Here is a 14,830-nt window from a genome sequence, read left to right on the forward strand (position 1 = left end):
TGTAGACCACAGCGATCTAGGCTCGGATCATGTCCCGCTCATCGGCCCGCATCTGGACCGCCCTCGCCCTCGTCTACGTCCTGTGGGGCTCGACCTACCTCGGCATCCGGATCGTCGTCGAGACCATGCCGCCGTTCCTGTCCGCCGGCGCCCGCTTCATCACCGCCGGCCTCCTGCTGGCGGCCGTCGTCGCCTGGCGCGCGGGCCCGGCGGCGCTCAGGGCGAGCCGCCGGCAGCTCGGCTCGGCGGTCCTGGTCGGGCTGCTGCTGATCCTCGGCGGCAACGGCCTGGTGGTACTCGCCGAGACCTCGGTGCCCTCGGGCCTGGCCGCGCTGCTGGTGGCGGCCGTGCCGATGTGGCTGGTGCTGCTGCGGGCCGGCACCGGGGACCGGCCGCCGCTGCGCACGCTCGGCGGGGTGCTCCTCGGCCTCGCCGGGCTCGCCGTCCTGACCGTTCCGGGCATCAGCGGCGAGGTCGGGCTGGGCGGGGTACTGCTGGTGGTGGGCGCCTCGGCCCTCTGGTCGCTCGGCTCCTTCTCCGCGGCGCGGCTGACCCTCCCGGACAACCCCTTCACCGGCAGTGCGTACCAGATGCTCGCGGGCGGGGTGGGCGGCATCATCGTCGGCCTGTGCCGCGGCGAGCAGCACGGCCTCGACCCGGGCGGCTTCTCCACCGCGTCCTGGCTGGCGCTGGGGTACCTGGTCGTCTTCGGCTCGCTCATCGGCTTCACCGCGTACGTGTGGCTGCTGCGGGCGGCGCCGCTGTCGCTGGTCTCCACGTACGCGTACGTCAATCCGGTCGTCGCCGTAGTCCTCGGCCGGCTCATCCTCGACGAGGCGCTGACCTGGCCGATCCTGCTCGGCGGCGCGATCGTCGTCGCGGCGGTGTGCGTGATCGTGAGCACCGAGCGCCGGCCCTAGTGCTGTGGCCGGGCGCGGGGCCGGGCGGGCCGGGGGCTCAGGACTTCGAGGCCCGCTCGTACAGGGCCTTCGCCCGCTCGTCGAACAGCGCGGCCGTCGAGTCCACGTCGGTGTCCCCGCCGCTCAGCACCCCGATCAGCCGCCCCGGCTGGTTCGGGCCGCCCCGGTCCGCGACCCAGGGGCTGCCGCTGGTGCCGGTCCAGAACCCCGCGCAGCTGATGTAGAGCATGTCGGGGTCGTTCTCGTCGTGGCGGGACTGGGTGGTGCAGGCGACGGGCTTGTTCTCCGGGTTGTGCTGCGACTCCGGGTAGCCGACCACCGTCACGTCGCGCTCGTAGCCGGAGGTCCAGTCGGGCCTGGGGGCCTCGCCGCTGCCGACGGCGGCCTGCACGCTGCGACCGTCCCCGTCCGGCTCCACGGTCAGGAAGGCGAAGTCGGCGGTGTCCTCGCCCCACTTCGTCCAGCGCTCGTCCACCTGGATGGAGCGCACCTTCCACACCCCGAGGGGCCGGCGCCCCGAGCCCTCGCCGGAGAAGGCGGGGGCGAAGGCGAGCTCGCCGATGGCCATGCCGTCGTGCGCGACCTCGCCCGGCAGGCCGTCCTCGCCCGCCGGGGCCACGCAGTGCGCCGCCGTGGCGACGACGTTGCCCGCGGGGCTGTCGACGACACTCGCCGTGCACCAGTGCTCGCCGTTGGCCATGAGCACGCCGACGGTGGGGAAGGGGAGCGCCTGCCTGTCTCCCGAGGCCGAGGTCTTGAGGAACACCACGGCGAGCACCGCGGCGACCCCGGCGACGGCCGCGGAGGCGACCCCCTTCACCGCCGGGCTCATCGCACGACGGGTTCGGGGGTCGGCGCCGACATCACCTTGCTGATCCACTCCAGCGAGCCCTCCCTCATGCCACGCACGTACGACTTCCCGTTGTGCTCACCATCCTGAATCACTTGCAGCGTGGTGTGCACGGGGCCCTTGCCGTAGTCGTTCATGAACTTCTCGGCCTTGTCGCGGCCGCCCTCCTTGGTGCCGATCTGGAAGTTGATGTAGACGTCCGGGCCGCCGTCCTTGATCAGCTTCTCGGCGAGCCTCTCGGGGTTGTTCTCGTCCATGGCCTGCGTGTTCCCCTTCCACAAAGGGGAGTCGGGGACGATGTCGACCCCGCTCGCGATGGCCGCCTTGAACCGGTCGGGGTACTTCAGGACGTGCTTGAAGGCACCGAATCCGCCCGCGGAGGAGCCCATGAAGGCCCAGCCGTCGCGGGAGGTGAAGGTCCGGAAATTGGCCTTCGTGAAATCCGGGACGTCCTCGGCCATCCAGGTGCCCATCCTGGGCTCACCGGGGATGTCCGAGGCGTCGAAGTGGTGCTGGGTGTCGGCGTTGTGCACCGGCATGATGAGGATGAAGGGCAGGCTGGTGCCGGCCTTCACCCCGTCGCTCACGGCCTGCTGGAGGCCGAGGCCGGGGCCGGTCCCCCAGTAGTTCGTGGGGTAGCCGCGGCCGCCCGGCAGGGAGATCAGGACCGGGAAGGCGCTCTTGGCGTACTTCGGATCGTCGTACTCCTTGGGCACCCACACCCACACGTCACCCGTGAAGCCGGACTTCTTGCCCGTGAGCGTGGTCCTGCCGATCTGCGTGCCGTCCGGCATCCGGTGCGTGCGGATGAACTTGGCGGCCGGTCCGGAGGGCATGCGTACCCCCGGCCGGGTGTCGTCGGAGGCCTTGGAGGCCTTCTGCTGCTGGACCTTCCCGAAGGAGACCGGATCCCCTATGTCCGAGAAGAGGTCGTACTTGTACACGGCGGCCGCACCCCCGGCGGCCAGGGCGAACGCGAGTCCACCGCTGATCAGAATCAGGCGCAGGTGCTTGGGTCGACGGCGGGCCTTGGTCGTGGCGCTGCCGTCGCCCGGCTGGTCATGCTGCACGGAATGTGTCCCGTTCCTTCTCCGGCGCTCGTCAGAGGAGCGCGGGCCGGACCGATTGGTCCCCCTTACATCCTTAACAGAGGTGTGAACGACCGGATGGGTTGCCTGGGACGGGTGGGACGTGGCGCGAACCACGCGGACGACCGGGCACGCCGGCGCCGGGCGCCCGCCCGGCCACCGCCGCGCGGACCGCCGTACCGCCGCCCGCGCCCCGCTGATCAGCCGGTTTCGGGCTTGGGGCCCTTGAGCACCTTGCTGACCCACTCCAGCGAGCTCTCCTTCATGCCGCGCACGTAGTGCCAGCCGTTGTGCTCGCCGTTCTGGATGTCGTGGATGGTCGTCTTCACGGGACCCTTGCCGTACTGCTGCTGGAACTTCAGCATCCGGTCCTTGCCGGACTCCTTCGTACCGACCTGGAAGTTGATGAAGACCTCGGGGCCGTTGGTGTCGATCAGCTTCTGCGCCAGCGTCTCGGGGTTGTTCGCCGCCATCTCCGCCTGGTGGCCCTTCCAGAGCGGGGAGTCCGGGACGATCTCGCCGCCGCTGGCGATCACGGCCTTGAACTTGTCCGGGTGCTCCAGGAGGGTCTTCATGCCGACGAAGGCGCCGGAGGAGGACCCCATGAAGGCCCAGCCGTCACGGGATTTGTACGTACGGAAATTGGCCCGGGTGAAGTCCGGGACGTCCTCGGCGATCCAGGTGCCCATCTTCGGCTGACCGGGTATGTCCGAGCCGTCGTAGTAGTACTTGTTGTCGGGGTTGAGCACCGGCATGATCACGACGAACGGCAGGCTGGTGCCGGCCCGGACGCCCTCGCTGATGGCCTTCTGGAGGCCGAGGCTGCGGTCGGACCAGTAGTTGGCCGGGAAACCGTTGCCGCCGGGGAGCGCGATGAGCACCGGGAAGGCGCTCTTGGCGTACTTCGGGTCGTCGTACTCCTTGGGCGCCCACACCCAGACGTCACCCTCGAAGCCGGACTTCGCACCCGCGAGGCGGGTCTTGGCTATCACCGTGCCGTCGTCGAGCTTGGTCGTCTGCTTGAAGTCGGACTTCGGACCGGACGGCATGAGCACGTCGGGGTCGCCGCTCGGCGCCGGGGTGGGCTGCGGGGCGCCGGGGGACGGCGTCCCCGTGGCCGGGCCCGTCGGCGGCTGGGGCTGCGGCTGCGGCTGTGAGGGGGCCTTGCCGAAGCTCACGGACTCGCCGTTGCCGGAGAACCAGTCCAGCTTCCAGGCGGCGAACCCGCCGGATATGAGGAGCACGAGCGCGACCACGGCGCTGATCCACACCGCGCGCCGGGGGCGCCGGGGCGGGGCCGGGGGCTGCGAGTACTGGTTCACGAACTTCGCTCCGAACGGTCACGACTGCCCCGGGCTGGACAGCACGGCGGGCAATCCCGGCAAAAACCCGAACAAGATCTCATATGTCATACGCGGGGACCGGCTCCGGACTCACGTCCGCGCGTCGAGCCGCTCCACGCACCGGCCCAGCAGCCGGACGAGCAGCTCCCGCTCCTCCCCCGTGAACTCCTGCGCGAGCGACCGCTCCACGGCCACGGCCCCCGCGTCCGCCACTTCCATCACGGCGCGCCCCTCGTCCGTGAGCCGGGTCTCCAGCACGTTGCCGTGCAGCTCGTGCGGGGTCCGCTCGATGAGCCCGCGCTCCTGGAGGTTCTTCAGCACGGTGTTCATCGTCGGCGGCGTCACCCCGCACAGGCGGGCGAGCCCGGCCGCGGAGATGCCGGGCTTCTCGGAGAGCCAGAGCAGCGCGGTGTACTGCGGAACCGTTACCGCGGCCGACTTCACGGCGGCGTTCTTGGCCGCGAGGAGCGCCTGTTCAGCGCGCTTGATGTGGGAGCCGATGCGCTCCTCGACGGGCATGGAGGTCATTGCGGCATCCTACGGGGCCCTTGTACGAATTAGAGCTCTAACTTACATTCGTAGTCACCTACCTGGAAGGGGACGTCCGACGTGAAGCTCCTGCCCGCCGCACCGCCCGCCGCCCTGCCCGCCACCTTCCTGACCCTGACCCTGGCCGCAACCCTCACGCTCGGCGCGGCGCCCGCCGCCCGGGCCGCGGACGCCCGCATCACGACGGCGTTCACCCTGCCCGGCGCGAAGGTCTTCCCGGAGGGCATAGCCGCCGACCCCCGCACCCGCACCGTGTACGTCGGCTCGTACACGGACGGCACGATCTACCGGGCCCGCCCGGGCCGGACCACGGCCGAGGTCTTCCTGCCGTCCGGCACCGACGGCAGGCGCACGGCGAACGGCCTGCGCATCGACGCCCGCGGCCGGCTGTGGGTGATCGACTCCACCTCGGGGGTCTCCGTCTACGACCAGGCGTCCGGCGCCCGGCTGGCCCGCTTCGAGGTGACCGGGGACTCGCCGTTCTTCGTCAACGACCTGACCATCACCCCCGACGGCACGGCGTACCTGACGGACAGCGTCCGCGCCGTGGTCTACCGCGTCACCCCCGACCTCCTCGCGGCCGGCTCCGGGCCGCTGCTCCCCGCGTACGACCTGAGCGGGCACCTCACCCCGTCCCCGGCGGGCGGCTTCAGCCTCAACGGGATCACCTCGGACCGGGCCGGCCGGTACCTGCTGACGGTGGACATGACGGCGGGCGACCTGCACCGCATCGACCTCGGCACGGGCGCGATCACCCGCGTCGCCCTCGAAGCCGGTCCCGGCGGCCGGGCCGGAGGCGGCCCCGGGGCCCGGCTCGTCCACGCCGACGGTCTGGACCTGGCTCCCGACGGCACCTTGCGCGTGGCCCTGAACACGGTCAACACCGTGTCGAGCTGGCGGCTCTCCGGGGACGGGACCCGCGCCCGGCTGATCCGTACGATCACGGACCCCTCGCTCCAGATCCCGACCACGCTCGTGCGCACCCCGGGCCGCACCCTGGTGGTCCGCTCCCAGTTCGACCGCGAGGGCGGCCCGATGCCTCCCGGCACCGGGGCTCCGACCGCCTTCACGGTCGCCGCGGTCCACGGCCTCTAGGTCACGGGGCCGGCCGGCTCCCGCCGAGGACCGAGGCGACGTCCGGCGGGACGTACGAGTCGCCCTTGAGTACCTTGCCGTCGGCGCGGAACTCGGGGCGGCCGTCCGGCCCCAGCTTGCTCATGTTGGCGCGGTGGACCTCGGCGATCACCGCGTCGAGGTCGATGCCGTACGCCGCGGCGGTGCCGTAGGCGATGTACACCACGTCGGCCAACTCGTGGGCGATGTGGGCGAGTTCCCCCGCGGCCGTCGCCTCGGCGAGCTCCGCGACCTCTTCGTGGAGCAGGTCCTGCCGGTGCAGGGCCAGTTCGGGCGAGGGCTGCGTGGGGACGGCGGGGCAGCCGAGTCCGAAGGCGCGGTGGAAGGCGCGGACTCGCTCGGCGGTCGACTCGGTCGGGTCCTGGTTCATCGGCAGATCGTATCGGCGTCGGATTCCTCGACCGGGGGCGCCTCCCACCGAGTTAACAGAACCCTGTCACTGGACAGGATATTGCCCTCTATGAGATGCATGGTAGCGTTGGCATGAGGCTCAGCTCGGCACATTCATATGCGCCTCAGCGGGGGGATTACCCGTCTCTGTAAATAAAGGAGCGGCATGAGCCGGTCGTCCAGAGTGGCCGAATTCGAACAGGAAGTGGCTGCTCGAGTAGGACACGTCATCAAGCGTGCCGAACAGGCATTGATCGGAGAGAAGAGCAGAGTTCTCCGTGATCTCGGCCTGACAGTTCCACAGTATGCGGCACTGATGGCGCTCTCCTATTCGCCGGGCATGTCAGGTGCCCAGCTGGCGCGCGTCTGCCTGGTGACACCGCAGAGCATGGCCACCGTGCTGGCCAATCTCGAGTCGAAGCGCTTGATCGAGCGACAGACTTCCGATCTTCATCAAAAGGTGCTCGTCACCAAGTTGACGCCGGCCGGACGCGCTCTCGTCAAGAAAGCCGACACCGTCGCCCGCAAGGTGGAAGCGAAGCTCTCCAATGCCTTGTCGGCCGATGAGCAGAAGCAATTGCGGAACCTTCTGGAGCGGTGCATCACCGCTCTCACGGAAGAGGAAACCCCGTAACCTTCCGGTAGAGATTCAGGATTCCGGCCCCGCCCCGCCAAGGGCCGGGGCCGGACTGATTTCCCGGACCCCGGCCCAGCGCCCCGGCAGCCCTGCTCAGGGAAGCGGGAGGAACCCGCGCACCGCGCCCACCGTGGTCGTGCCCCCGTGACCCGGCAGCACCGTCGTCCGGTCCCGCCGCGGGCCGCAGACCCCGGACATCGAGCCGGCCAGTACGTCCGGGTCCCCGACCGGCGGGAACGTCCGGCCGAGGCCGTCCGCGAGCAGGCTGTCCCCGGTCAGCAGCAGCGAGTCCTCGCCGGACTCCAGCGAGTACGCCACCGATCCCGGGGTGTGGCCCGGGGCGTGGTGCACCTCGATGTCCAGGCCCGCGAGGCTGAACACCCCCTCGTCGGGCAGCGGGCGCACCAGCTCGGGCTCCGAGCGCGGGAAGCCCCGCAGCACCGCGGCGGGGAAGTCCGCGGGCAGCCCCGCCTCGGGGCGGACCAGCATCTCCCGGTCCAGGGGGTGGATGTACGCGGGCACGCCGAGCTCCTCGCACAGCGGCGCCACGGACCAGGTGTGGTCCATGTGCCCGTGGGTCAGCAGGACCGCCTCCAGTTGGAGACCGTGCTGCCCCAGGGCGGCGCGTACCGCAGCGGTCGCGTCCTGCCCGGGGTCCACGACGACGCACGGGCCGTCGGGGCCCGCCGCCAGCACGTAGCAGTTCGTACCGAAGGAGCCTGCCGGGAATCCGAGGACCAGCACGTCACGTCACCGGCCGTCGACGGTGACGACGTACTTGCCGACGGAGGCGCGGGACTCCAGCAGCTCGTGGGCCTTGGCCACGTCCGCGAGCGGCAGTTCGGTGACCTCGATGCGGACCGAGCCGTCGGCCACCGCGCGCAGGGCGCTGCGCAGGTGGTCGCCGAGGACCGCCGGGCGGCTGTTGGCCAGGCCGCCGAGGTTGTAGCCCACCAGGGCGGTGCCGGTGAACCAGACGTGGTTGGCCCGGTAGGAGGTGTCCTGGGCGGCCGCGTCGCCGAACACGACGTGCCGGCCGAGCGTCGCGAGCAGCCCGTTGGCCGTGCCGCGGGTGTCGCCGCCGATGGAGTCGAGGACGACGTCGACCCCGGCGCCGTCGGTCAGCCGCCGGACCTCCTCCTCCAGCCGGTCGTACGTGACGACCGCGTCGTAGCCGAACTCCAGGGCCTGCGCGGCCTTCTCCTGCGAGCTGGTGGCGCCGATGACGCGGGCGGCGCCCGCCGCCCGGCGAGCTGGGCCGCCGCGGTGCCGACGCCCCCGGCCGCGGCCAGGACGAGTACGGTGTCGCCCTGCTCGACGCGGGCCGCGGCGTGCACGACGCCCCAGGCGGTCGCGCCGTTGCACAGGGCGGCCGCCGCCAGGGCGGACGGCAGCTCGGCGAGCTCGCCCTCCAGCGGTACGGTCAGCTCCGCGCGGGCCGAGACGAACTCGGCGTTGCCGCCGCCGTCGAGGGTGAGCGCGGCGACCCGCTGGCCGGGACGCAGGCCGGTCACGCCCTCGCCCACGGAGCGGACGGTGCCGACGGCCTCCAGGCCCGGCACGTGCGGCAGGCCGACGGGGAACTGGCCGCGGCGGAACATCACTTCGGCGAAGTTCACACCGGCGTGGGTGACCTCGACGACCACGCGGCCGGGCGCGGCCTCGGGCTCGGGGGCGTCGTGGACGACGGTCAGGACGTTGTGGTCGCCGAATTCGGCGAAGGTTGCGGCGCGCATGGCCACCTCCGGGGGAGATCGATGGTGTGAGGGAGAAGAGGGGGGACGAGCTGGAAGTCAGGAGCAGGGGGTGGGGGGTGTCGCGGGCTCAGGCCGGCCGCAGGTGCTGCCGGGCGCTGCGGCGCGCCTTGATCCCGAGGACCCCGTCGCGGACGAGTTCCTCCAGGAGCGGCGCTACGTCGAGCTCCGAGCCGCCCGGGCCGCGCCGCAGCCCCTGCTGTACCGCGAGCGCGACGTCGGTGCCGACCACGTCGAGCAGGCGGAACGGGCCGTGGGGGAAGCCGCAGCCGCCTGTGACGGCCGCGTCGACCTCCTCCACCGTGCCGCGGCCCTCGCCGACGACTCGGGCGGCGTCGTTGAGGAGCGGGAACAGCAGGGCGTTGACGATGGATCCGGCCCGGTCGGTGCAGTGCACCGGGGTCCGGCCCAGGCTGCGGCACAGGGCGTCGGCGGTGGCGATGACCTCGGCCGCGGTGGTGTCGGTCCGGACGACCTCGACGAGGTTCATCGCGGGGGCCGGGTTGAAGAAGTGGAGGCCGATGACGTCGGCCGGGCGGCTCACGGCCGTGGCGAGCCGGGCCACGGGCAGGCTGGAGGTGGTCGTGGCCAGGATCGTGCCCGGTCCGCAGGCGCGGTCGAGCCGCGTCATGACGTCGAGCTTCGCGTCGAGGTCCTCGGCGATCGCCTCGACGACGAGGTCGCAGCCGGCGAGCGCATCGGCCGACAGGACGGTGGCGCACTCCTCCAGGACCCGGTCGGCCTCGTCGCGGGGCATCCGCGTGGACAGCAGGGCCCGGTGGACGGCGAGACGGGCCGCCTCCGCGCGCTGCTCGGAGCGCGCGAGGAGGCGTACCGGGTGGCCGGAGGCCAGGAACACGGCCGCGATGCCGGTCGCCATGGTGCCGGAGCCGACCACGCCGACCTCGCGTACGGTACGGGGCCCGGCCCCCGCGGCGAGCGACGCCGGGGCCGCGGCCACGGGTGCCCGGTCCAGGCGCGCGAAGGCCCCGGCGGGCAGGCCCAGGGCTTCGGAGGCAGCCTGCGCGGTGTGCGGGCCGATCGAGGCGAGCAGTTCCAGCGGGCCGCCGCGCATCCCGCAGCCGAGCCGCATGGCGGTGTCGATGTCCTCGGGGGCGGCGTAGCCGTCGGCGACCATGGCGGCCGCGCGGCCCAGGTAGCGCAGCAGCAGCTCGGCCCCGGTGCGCCAGTGGGGCTCCTGCGGGGTGCCGGGCAGGCCGCTGCGGCGGGCGAGTTCGCCGAGCGGGTCGCCTGCCGGGGCGGCAGCGGCGGCAGGCACGGCAGGCACGGCAGGCACGGCAACGCCGGTGGTCGGGCGGGCCGTGGCCGTCGCCGGGGGGTGGCCGGCGATGCCCTTCATCCGGTGCCAGCCGCTGTCGGCGCCGCGCTCCGCGAGGACGGGGTCGTCGCCGATGACGTGCGGGTGGCCGACGGCGGTCAGCAGCGGGAGGTCGGAGGCGTGGTCGCCGTACGCGTGGCAGTGCGCGGGGTCGGCGCCGGTGGCGCGCATGTCGGCCTCGGCCGCGACGGCCTTGGCGTCGCCGATGACGGCGACCGTCAACTCGCCGGTGTAGCGGCCGTCCTTGATCTCGGGCCGGGAGCACAGCACCACGTCCGCGCCGATGTGGGCGGCCACCGGGTCGAGGCAGGCGGGGAAGGAGCCGGAGACGAGCACCGTACGGTCGCCCGCGCGCCGGTGCTCGCGCAGGGCGTCGAGCACGGGCGGGTGGAACAGTCCGCCGGCCGCCAGTTCCTGCGCGAACCAGGCGCGGCCCTCCCGGGCGACCTCCTCGACGGAGCAGCCCGCGTACAGGCCGTAGTACTCGCGGTTGGTCACCTCGCGCGGTATGCCCTCGGCGGCGCGCCGGCGCAGGTTCGCGGCGGCCTCCTCGTACGCGAAGTCGGGCGCGCCCTGGGCCCGCAGGTGGAAGCGCAGGAAGCGGAACATGCTCTTGACGGTGATGAGGGTCTCGTCGACGTCGAAGAAGGCCGTGCGCCGGGCCTGGTCGTTCATGCGGTACTCCGGGAGCTGTGTTCGGTGGTGACGGCGGGTTCCGGGGACTCAGTCTCCGTGCCCGGGGCGGTCGCCTCCGGGGCGACCTCCTCGGAAATGACACTTGCGTTCGACTCGAAGCGATCGATCCCCACCCTGACACCACCCGGAGCATGAGGGGCGACGGCCCGCCCGTACGGCGGCCCTCACCCGGAAGACAGGTCCTGTTCGCGGCCGTATCGGCCGGTCGGATCCTCGGCGGCCCGGCGGCGCTGCACGGGCGGTGCCACGACGAACGTTCGACCCCGGACGAGTGTCAGGGTCCTGGCACGAGGCAGGACGCTATGTGCCATCAACCCCACCGTCAAGGGGGTTTGACCAATCATTTGAACGACACGCACCGTTAACCGGCTGAGGGCATCATCACAGGTCACATTGGATGCGACGCATGGCAGGACGCGCAGTAGTGTCAGACATCTGCGATAACCTTCGATCCGACGTGAATCCGCATCTACCGCTAGCAGCAAGCCCCTTGGAGGCCACCGTGCACACCCTCACTTTGGGAACCGAAGGACCTTCCGTGGGTCGGGTGGGACTGGGCTGCATGGGCATGTCCTGGGGCTATGACCAGGAGGGATGGGACGACGCGACCTCGGTGGGCGTGATCCACCGGGCCATCGACATGGGCGTCCGCTTCTTCGACACCGCCGACCAGTACGGCCCGTTCACGAACGAGCGGCTCGTCGGGAAGGCGCTGCGGGACCGCCGCGACGAGGTCGTGCTCGCCACCAAGGGCGGCCTCATCGTCGACGGGGCCCGCCGCACCCACCGCAACGGCCGCCCCGAGCACTTGCGCGCCGCGTGCGAGGCGAGCCTGCTGCGGCTCGGTACCGACCAGGTGGACCTGTACCAGCTCCACCGCGTCGACCCGGCCGTCCCCGTGGAGGAGAGCTGGGGCGCCATGGCCGAGCTCGTCGAGGCGGGCCTGACCAAGGCGATCGGCCTCTCCGAGGCCTCCGTCGACGAGATCTCCCGCGCCCACGCGATCCACCCCGTGGCCTCGGTCCAGTCCGAGCTCTCCCTGTGGAGCCCGGACGCCACCGGGGACGTCGTCCCGTACTGCGCGGAGCAGGGCATCACCTTCATCGCCTTCGCCCCGCTGGGCCGCGGCTTCCTCTCCGGCCGGATCACCACGGTCGAGGACCTGCCGCGCGTCGACGCCCGACGCGGGATCCCCCGGTTCCAGCCGGAGGCCATCGCCGCAAACCGGGCCATCACCGAGACCACCGGCAGGATCGCGGCCCGCCTGGGGATCAGCGTGCCGCAGCTGGCCATCGCCTGGGTGCTGGCCCAGGGCCCGGGGGTCATGGCGCTGCCCGGCACCTCATCTCCCGCTCGTAGGCGGCCAGTCCGGCGCGGTGGTCACCGCGCGCCGCCGCCAGCTCGCCGGCCATGACGTACGCGCCGACCAGCGCGAGACTCGTACCCTGCCCGGACGCCGGCGAGGCGCAGTGGTCGGCGTCGCCGAGCAGCGCCTCCCGGCCGGCCGACCAGCGGTCCATACGGACCTGGCTGAGCGAGTCGTACGAGGCCGCTCTCGAAGGTCACCGTCACCCGGTCGGCGGTGTCGGCGGTGTCGGCGACGGCGTCGTCGAAGAGGTACTCCACCTCTCGGCGCCCTCGTCCTGCCGCCCGCCGAAGGTGTCCCCGTCCATGCGGCCACCCGCTTGCCGGCGCCGTTGACGATCGACCCGCCGCCCACGTCCGTACGCCGGGCGCGGATCTCCTCCCGCAGCCCCATGCGCGTGACGACCTCCAGCACCGCTCCCCGGATGTCGACCTTCTACCCGCCGTCCCGGATCTCGCGGGCCCGCTCCACGACGGTCGGCCGGAACCCGTACTCGCGCAGCCAGTGGGCCGGCGCGGCACCGGCGACCCCGGCCCCGGATATCAGGACCGTTGCGTTCGTCCTCGCGGCGGCACTCCCCTTCACGCCTTCGGGACACCCGACGCCGCGATCTCGCCAACCCCCGCCCGGCCCCGACGGACGTACGGTCAAGCAACGTGCAGACAAAGCCGGTTGAGGGTCACCGGGACCGCCCGGGCGGCCTCACGATCAAGACCGTCCGCCTCTTCACCTGAATGCCCCTGCCACGTTGACCTCCATCCGGCCCGGCCATCACATGGAGTGGGAAACACGAGCCCGCGCGGGGCCATCGGAAGGCAGGAAAGGACGCTATGTACGTTCGCAGCATCTACGCAACGGGTGATCCGGCCGAGCTCGACGGGGTCGTCGAGGCCCTCCGGACCGACGGCCGGGCGCTGCTGTCGACGCAGCCGGGGTTTCGCGGGATGGGGCTGTTCGCCGACCGCGAGCTCGGCAAGCTCCTGGTGGGATCGTGGTGGGAGGACGAGGCCTCCCGGCAGGCCAGCTACGAGAACCTGCGCAAGCGGCGGGCGGAGATGATGGCGCCCTTCGCGCAGACCGTGACGGTCGACAACTGGGAGGCGGCGGTCGCCCGGCGCGCGGAGGAACTCGGGCCCGGGGCGGGGTTCCGGCTGGTCCGCATGGACGTCGAGCCGTCCGACATCGACCTGCTGGTGGACACGTTCCGCGACACCTCACTGCCCAAGGTCCAGAAGATCCCCGGCATGGCCGGCATCTCCCTGCTCATCGACCGTGACCGGGGCAGAGCCGCTGTCGGCGCGCTCTACACCGACCACGACGCACTCGTGGCATCCCGTCGCGCCGTCGCGGCGGTCCGCGGAGAGGCCACGGCCACGGCCCGCGCGACCACCCGCAGCCTGGAGGAATTCGAGGTGGTCCTCGCCACGGCGGTCCCCCACGCCTGACCCGGCCAGGTCAGCACGGGAAGGCGGAAGGGGGCGGACTCGCCGGAGTCCGACCCCTTCCGACCTGCACGTTCGACGCGACCACACGTTGAGGCGGAACATTCGGAGGGGTCCAAGTCAGCACAGAATCAGAACGGATTTCGCCGGTGCCCTCCACCCGAGACGAGACCGTGACGGAGCGGGACTGCTCCCGATGAGTCACTCATGGCCGGATGCCAGGCGCGTGGCCGGGCATGGCGCGGCAAGTTGCCGAAAGCCACCGGACCGGGTTCGTTGGCTCTCCGGCCTGAGGCGCGGGCCGCTACCGTGAAGCCATGACCGCACTGCCCGACTGGATGCGCCCGCCGCGCGCGGAAGGCTGGTTCGCGGAGGACCTGGACAGCCTCCCCGAGGCACCCCGCCACACCGAGCTGATCGACGGAGCCCTCGTCTTCATGATGTCGCCCCAGAGGTGGTGGCACGGCCACCTCGTCACCATGCTCACGGTCGCCCTCATGGAACAGGTGCCCGCCGACACCAGAGTCGGCCGCGAGATGACCATCAAACTCGACCCGCGCAACCGTCCCGAACCGGACCTGCTGGTGACGACGGCCGACTTCGACGGTGACCGCACCTGGTTCGCGCCAGAGGACGTCCAGCTCGTCATCGAAGTCGTCTCCCCCGAGTCCGCCCATCGCGATCGCACAGTCAAGCTCCGCAAGTACGCGGAGGCCGGCATCCCGCACTACTGGTGCATCGAGGACGAAGACGGGGCACCCGTCGTCCACGTCTACGAGCTCGACGAACCCACCGGCGCCTACGCACCCGCCGGGATCTTCCGGGGCACCCTTCAGCGCCCGGTGCCCTTCGAGATCAGCCTGGACCTCGACAAGCTCACGCCACCCCGAAGCAGCTGAAAAGTCAGCACGGGAATGCAGAAGGGGTCGGACTCGCCAGAGTCCAACCCCTTCTGACCTGCATGTTTGACGAAACTATCTAACATGCGGTAGCCAGACGGTTACACGTTGAAGCGGAACATTCAGCACAGAGCTGTGACCTGCGGAAACGCGATTTCCGGAGCCCTCATCCAGCACCGATCCAGCACCGTGCACCTTCATCCAGCACATCCAGCACCACCAGGCCGTGACGGGAACCCTAAGCCCAGGCCCGGCCTTACGTCGAAATCCGGTGACGCCCGCCATCCCTCGCTCTAACCTGACCGCCATGACTGGAATCCTCGCCCTCCCCTCTCTGACAGTCTCGGCTGAGACACCCGGTTTGCCGGGTTAGTCTGGATGGGCGAGACAGGAGATCCCTTCAGCATGGCCAGCACCACCCCG

General features: G+C 71.4%; 17 protein-coding genes. 6 read left to right on the top strand and 11 right to left on the bottom strand.

Going from position 1 to position 14,830, the window contains the following annotated elements; all coding sequences use genetic code 11:
- Nucleotides 1-29 precede the first annotated feature (29 nt).
- Entirely contained in the window at nt 30-920 is an 891-nt protein-coding gene (locus AB0M99_RS10930) for an EamA family transporter (RefSeq protein WP_365918817.1), read from the top strand.
- Between the two features lie 37 nt (nt 921-957).
- Here AB0M99_RS10930 and AB0M99_RS10935 read toward each other — a convergent pair whose 3' ends face one another.
- The 4 genes from AB0M99_RS10935 to AB0M99_RS10950 all read right to left on the bottom strand — a co-directional run bounded on the left by AB0M99_RS10935 (nt 958) and on the right by AB0M99_RS10950 (nt 4,729).
- Complete coding sequence (locus AB0M99_RS10935) at nt 958-1,752, bottom strand: trypsin-like peptidase domain-containing protein (protein WP_365918819.1); 795 nt, start codon at nt 1,750-1,752, stop codon at nt 958-960.
- The gene (locus AB0M99_RS10940) at nt 1,749-2,840 is read right to left on the bottom strand and encodes an alpha/beta hydrolase-fold protein (protein WP_365918821.1); all 1,092 of its coding nucleotides are present in this window, start codon (nt 2,838-2,840) and stop codon (nt 1,749-1,751) included. Before AB0M99_RS10940 ends, AB0M99_RS10935 begins: the two co-directional genes overlap by 4 nt.
- Before the next feature lie 218 nt (nt 2,841-3,058).
- The gene (locus AB0M99_RS10945; protein ID WP_365918823.1) at nt 3,059-4,180 is read right to left on the bottom strand and encodes an alpha/beta hydrolase-fold protein; all 1,122 of its coding nucleotides are present in this window, start codon (nt 4,178-4,180) and stop codon (nt 3,059-3,061) included.
- A gap of 111 nt (nt 4,181-4,291) precedes the next feature.
- Nucleotides 4,292-4,729 (bottom strand): MarR family transcriptional regulator, encoded by a 438-nt coding sequence (locus AB0M99_RS10950; protein ID WP_365918825.1) that lies wholly within the window; start codon nt 4,727-4,729, stop codon nt 4,292-4,294.
- 81 nt (nt 4,730-4,810) lie between these two features.
- Between AB0M99_RS10950 and AB0M99_RS10955 the strand changes: the two genes are divergently transcribed.
- Nucleotides 4,811-5,845, top strand: coding sequence for a superoxide dismutase (locus tag AB0M99_RS10955; protein WP_365918827.1), 1,035 nt, complete (start codon nt 4,811-4,813; stop codon nt 5,843-5,845).
- A gap of 1 nt (nt 5,846) precedes the next feature.
- On the opposite strand, the gene AB0M99_RS10960 is transcribed toward AB0M99_RS10955, so the two are convergent.
- Nucleotides 5,847-6,254 (bottom strand): MazG nucleotide pyrophosphohydrolase domain-containing protein, encoded by a 408-nt coding sequence (locus AB0M99_RS10960; protein WP_365918829.1) that lies wholly within the window; start codon nt 6,252-6,254, stop codon nt 5,847-5,849.
- A gap of 186 nt (nt 6,255-6,440) precedes the next feature.
- Between AB0M99_RS10960 and AB0M99_RS10965 the strand changes: the two genes are divergently transcribed.
- Nucleotides 6,441-6,908, top strand: coding sequence for a MarR family transcriptional regulator (locus AB0M99_RS10965; RefSeq protein ID WP_365918831.1), 468 nt, complete (start codon nt 6,441-6,443; stop codon nt 6,906-6,908).
- Nucleotides 6,909-7,004: 96 nt separating this feature from the next.
- On the opposite strand, the gene AB0M99_RS10970 is transcribed toward AB0M99_RS10965, so the two are convergent.
- From AB0M99_RS10970 to AB0M99_RS10985, 4 genes are all read right to left on the bottom strand, one after another.
- Nucleotides 7,005-7,655, bottom strand: a complete 651-nt coding sequence (locus AB0M99_RS10970) for an MBL fold metallo-hydrolase (RefSeq protein ID WP_365918833.1) — start codon at nt 7,653-7,655, stop codon at nt 7,005-7,007.
- A gap of 6 nt (nt 7,656-7,661) precedes the next feature.
- Nucleotides 7,662-8,135: a zinc-binding dehydrogenase gene (locus tag AB0M99_RS10975; protein ID WP_365918871.1), complete on the bottom strand. Its 474-nt coding sequence runs from the start codon at nt 8,133-8,135 to the stop codon at nt 7,662-7,664.
- Complete coding sequence (locus tag AB0M99_RS10980) at nt 8,033-8,647, bottom strand: alcohol dehydrogenase catalytic domain-containing protein (protein ID WP_365918835.1); 615 nt, start codon at nt 8,645-8,647, stop codon at nt 8,033-8,035. The genes AB0M99_RS10975 and AB0M99_RS10980 overlap by 103 nt, the downstream gene beginning before the upstream one ends.
- An 88-nt stretch (nt 8,648-8,735) precedes the next feature.
- Nucleotides 8,736-10,679, bottom strand: coding sequence for an HAD-IB family hydrolase (locus AB0M99_RS10985; RefSeq protein WP_365918836.1), 1,944 nt, complete (start codon nt 10,677-10,679; stop codon nt 8,736-8,738).
- A gap of 559 nt (nt 10,680-11,238) precedes the next feature.
- Here AB0M99_RS10985 and AB0M99_RS10990 point away from each other — a divergent pair.
- Nucleotides 11,239-12,114 carry an aldo/keto reductase gene (locus tag AB0M99_RS10990; protein WP_365918838.1) on the top strand — a complete coding sequence of 292 codons (876 nt, stop codon included), beginning with the start codon at nt 11,239-11,241 and terminating at the stop codon, nt 12,112-12,114.
- On the opposite strand, the gene AB0M99_RS10995 is transcribed toward AB0M99_RS10990, so the two are convergent.
- A complete protein-coding gene (locus AB0M99_RS10995) occupies nt 12,023-12,220 on the bottom strand; it encodes an FAD-dependent monooxygenase (RefSeq protein WP_365918840.1) in 198 nt (65 codons plus the stop codon). The genes AB0M99_RS10990 and AB0M99_RS10995 overlap by 92 nt on opposite strands.
- Nucleotides 12,221-12,501: 281 nt before the next feature.
- On the bottom strand, nt 12,502-12,651 hold the full coding sequence (locus AB0M99_RS11000; protein ID WP_365918842.1) for a hypothetical protein: 150 nt from the start codon (nt 12,649-12,651) through the stop codon (nt 12,502-12,504).
- Between the two features lie 245 nt (nt 12,652-12,896).
- Between AB0M99_RS11000 and AB0M99_RS11005 the strand changes: the two genes are divergently transcribed.
- Both AB0M99_RS11005 and AB0M99_RS11010 read left to right on the top strand, forming a co-directional pair.
- The gene (locus tag AB0M99_RS11005; protein WP_365918844.1) at nt 12,897-13,511 is read left to right on the top strand and encodes an antibiotic biosynthesis monooxygenase; all 615 of its coding nucleotides are present in this window, start codon (nt 12,897-12,899) and stop codon (nt 13,509-13,511) included.
- Between the two features lie 314 nt (nt 13,512-13,825).
- Complete coding sequence (locus AB0M99_RS11010; RefSeq protein ID WP_365918846.1) at nt 13,826-14,407, top strand: Uma2 family endonuclease; 582 nt, start codon at nt 13,826-13,828, stop codon at nt 14,405-14,407.
- The last annotated feature ends 423 nt before the right edge of the window (nt 14,408-14,830 follow it).

It is taken from the genome of Streptomyces sp. NPDC051183 (assembly GCF_040682455.1).
Taxonomy (GTDB): Bacteria; Actinomycetota; Actinomycetes; order Streptomycetales; family Streptomycetaceae; genus Streptomyces.

Excerpts from the sequence above, each read along its gene's own strand:
- AB0M99_RS10985 (WP_365918836.1), bottom strand. The coding sequence starts at position 10,679 with ATGAACGACCAGGCCCGGCGCACGGCCTTCTTCGACGTCGACGAGACC.
- AB0M99_RS11005 (WP_365918844.1), top strand. The coding sequence starts at position 12,897 with ATGTACGTTCGCAGCATCTACGCAACGGGTGATCCGGCCGAGCTCGAC.
- AB0M99_RS10995 (WP_365918840.1), bottom strand. The coding sequence starts at position 12,220 with ATGGACCGCTGGTCGGCCGGCCGGGAGGCGCTGCTCGGCGACGCCGAC.
- AB0M99_RS10960 (WP_365918829.1), bottom strand. The coding sequence starts at position 6,254 with ATGAACCAGGACCCGACCGAGTCGACCGCCGAGCGAGTCCGCGCCTTC.
- AB0M99_RS10935 (WP_365918819.1), bottom strand. The coding sequence starts at position 1,752 with ATGAGCCCGGCGGTGAAGGGGGTCGCCTCCGCGGCCGTCGCCGGGGTC.
- AB0M99_RS10965 (WP_365918831.1), top strand. The coding sequence starts at position 6,441 with ATGAGCCGGTCGTCCAGAGTGGCCGAATTCGAACAGGAAGTGGCTGCT.
- AB0M99_RS10930 (WP_365918817.1), top strand. The coding sequence starts at position 30 with ATGTCCCGCTCATCGGCCCGCATCTGGACCGCCCTCGCCCTCGTCTAC.
- AB0M99_RS10950 (WP_365918825.1), bottom strand. The coding sequence starts at position 4,729 with ATGACCTCCATGCCCGTCGAGGAGCGCATCGGCTCCCACATCAAGCGC.
- AB0M99_RS10980 (WP_365918835.1), bottom strand. The coding sequence starts at position 8,647 with ATGCGCGCCGCAACCTTCGCCGAATTCGGCGACCACAACGTCCTGACC.
- AB0M99_RS11010 (WP_365918846.1), top strand. The coding sequence starts at position 13,826 with ATGACCGCACTGCCCGACTGGATGCGCCCGCCGCGCGCGGAAGGCTGG.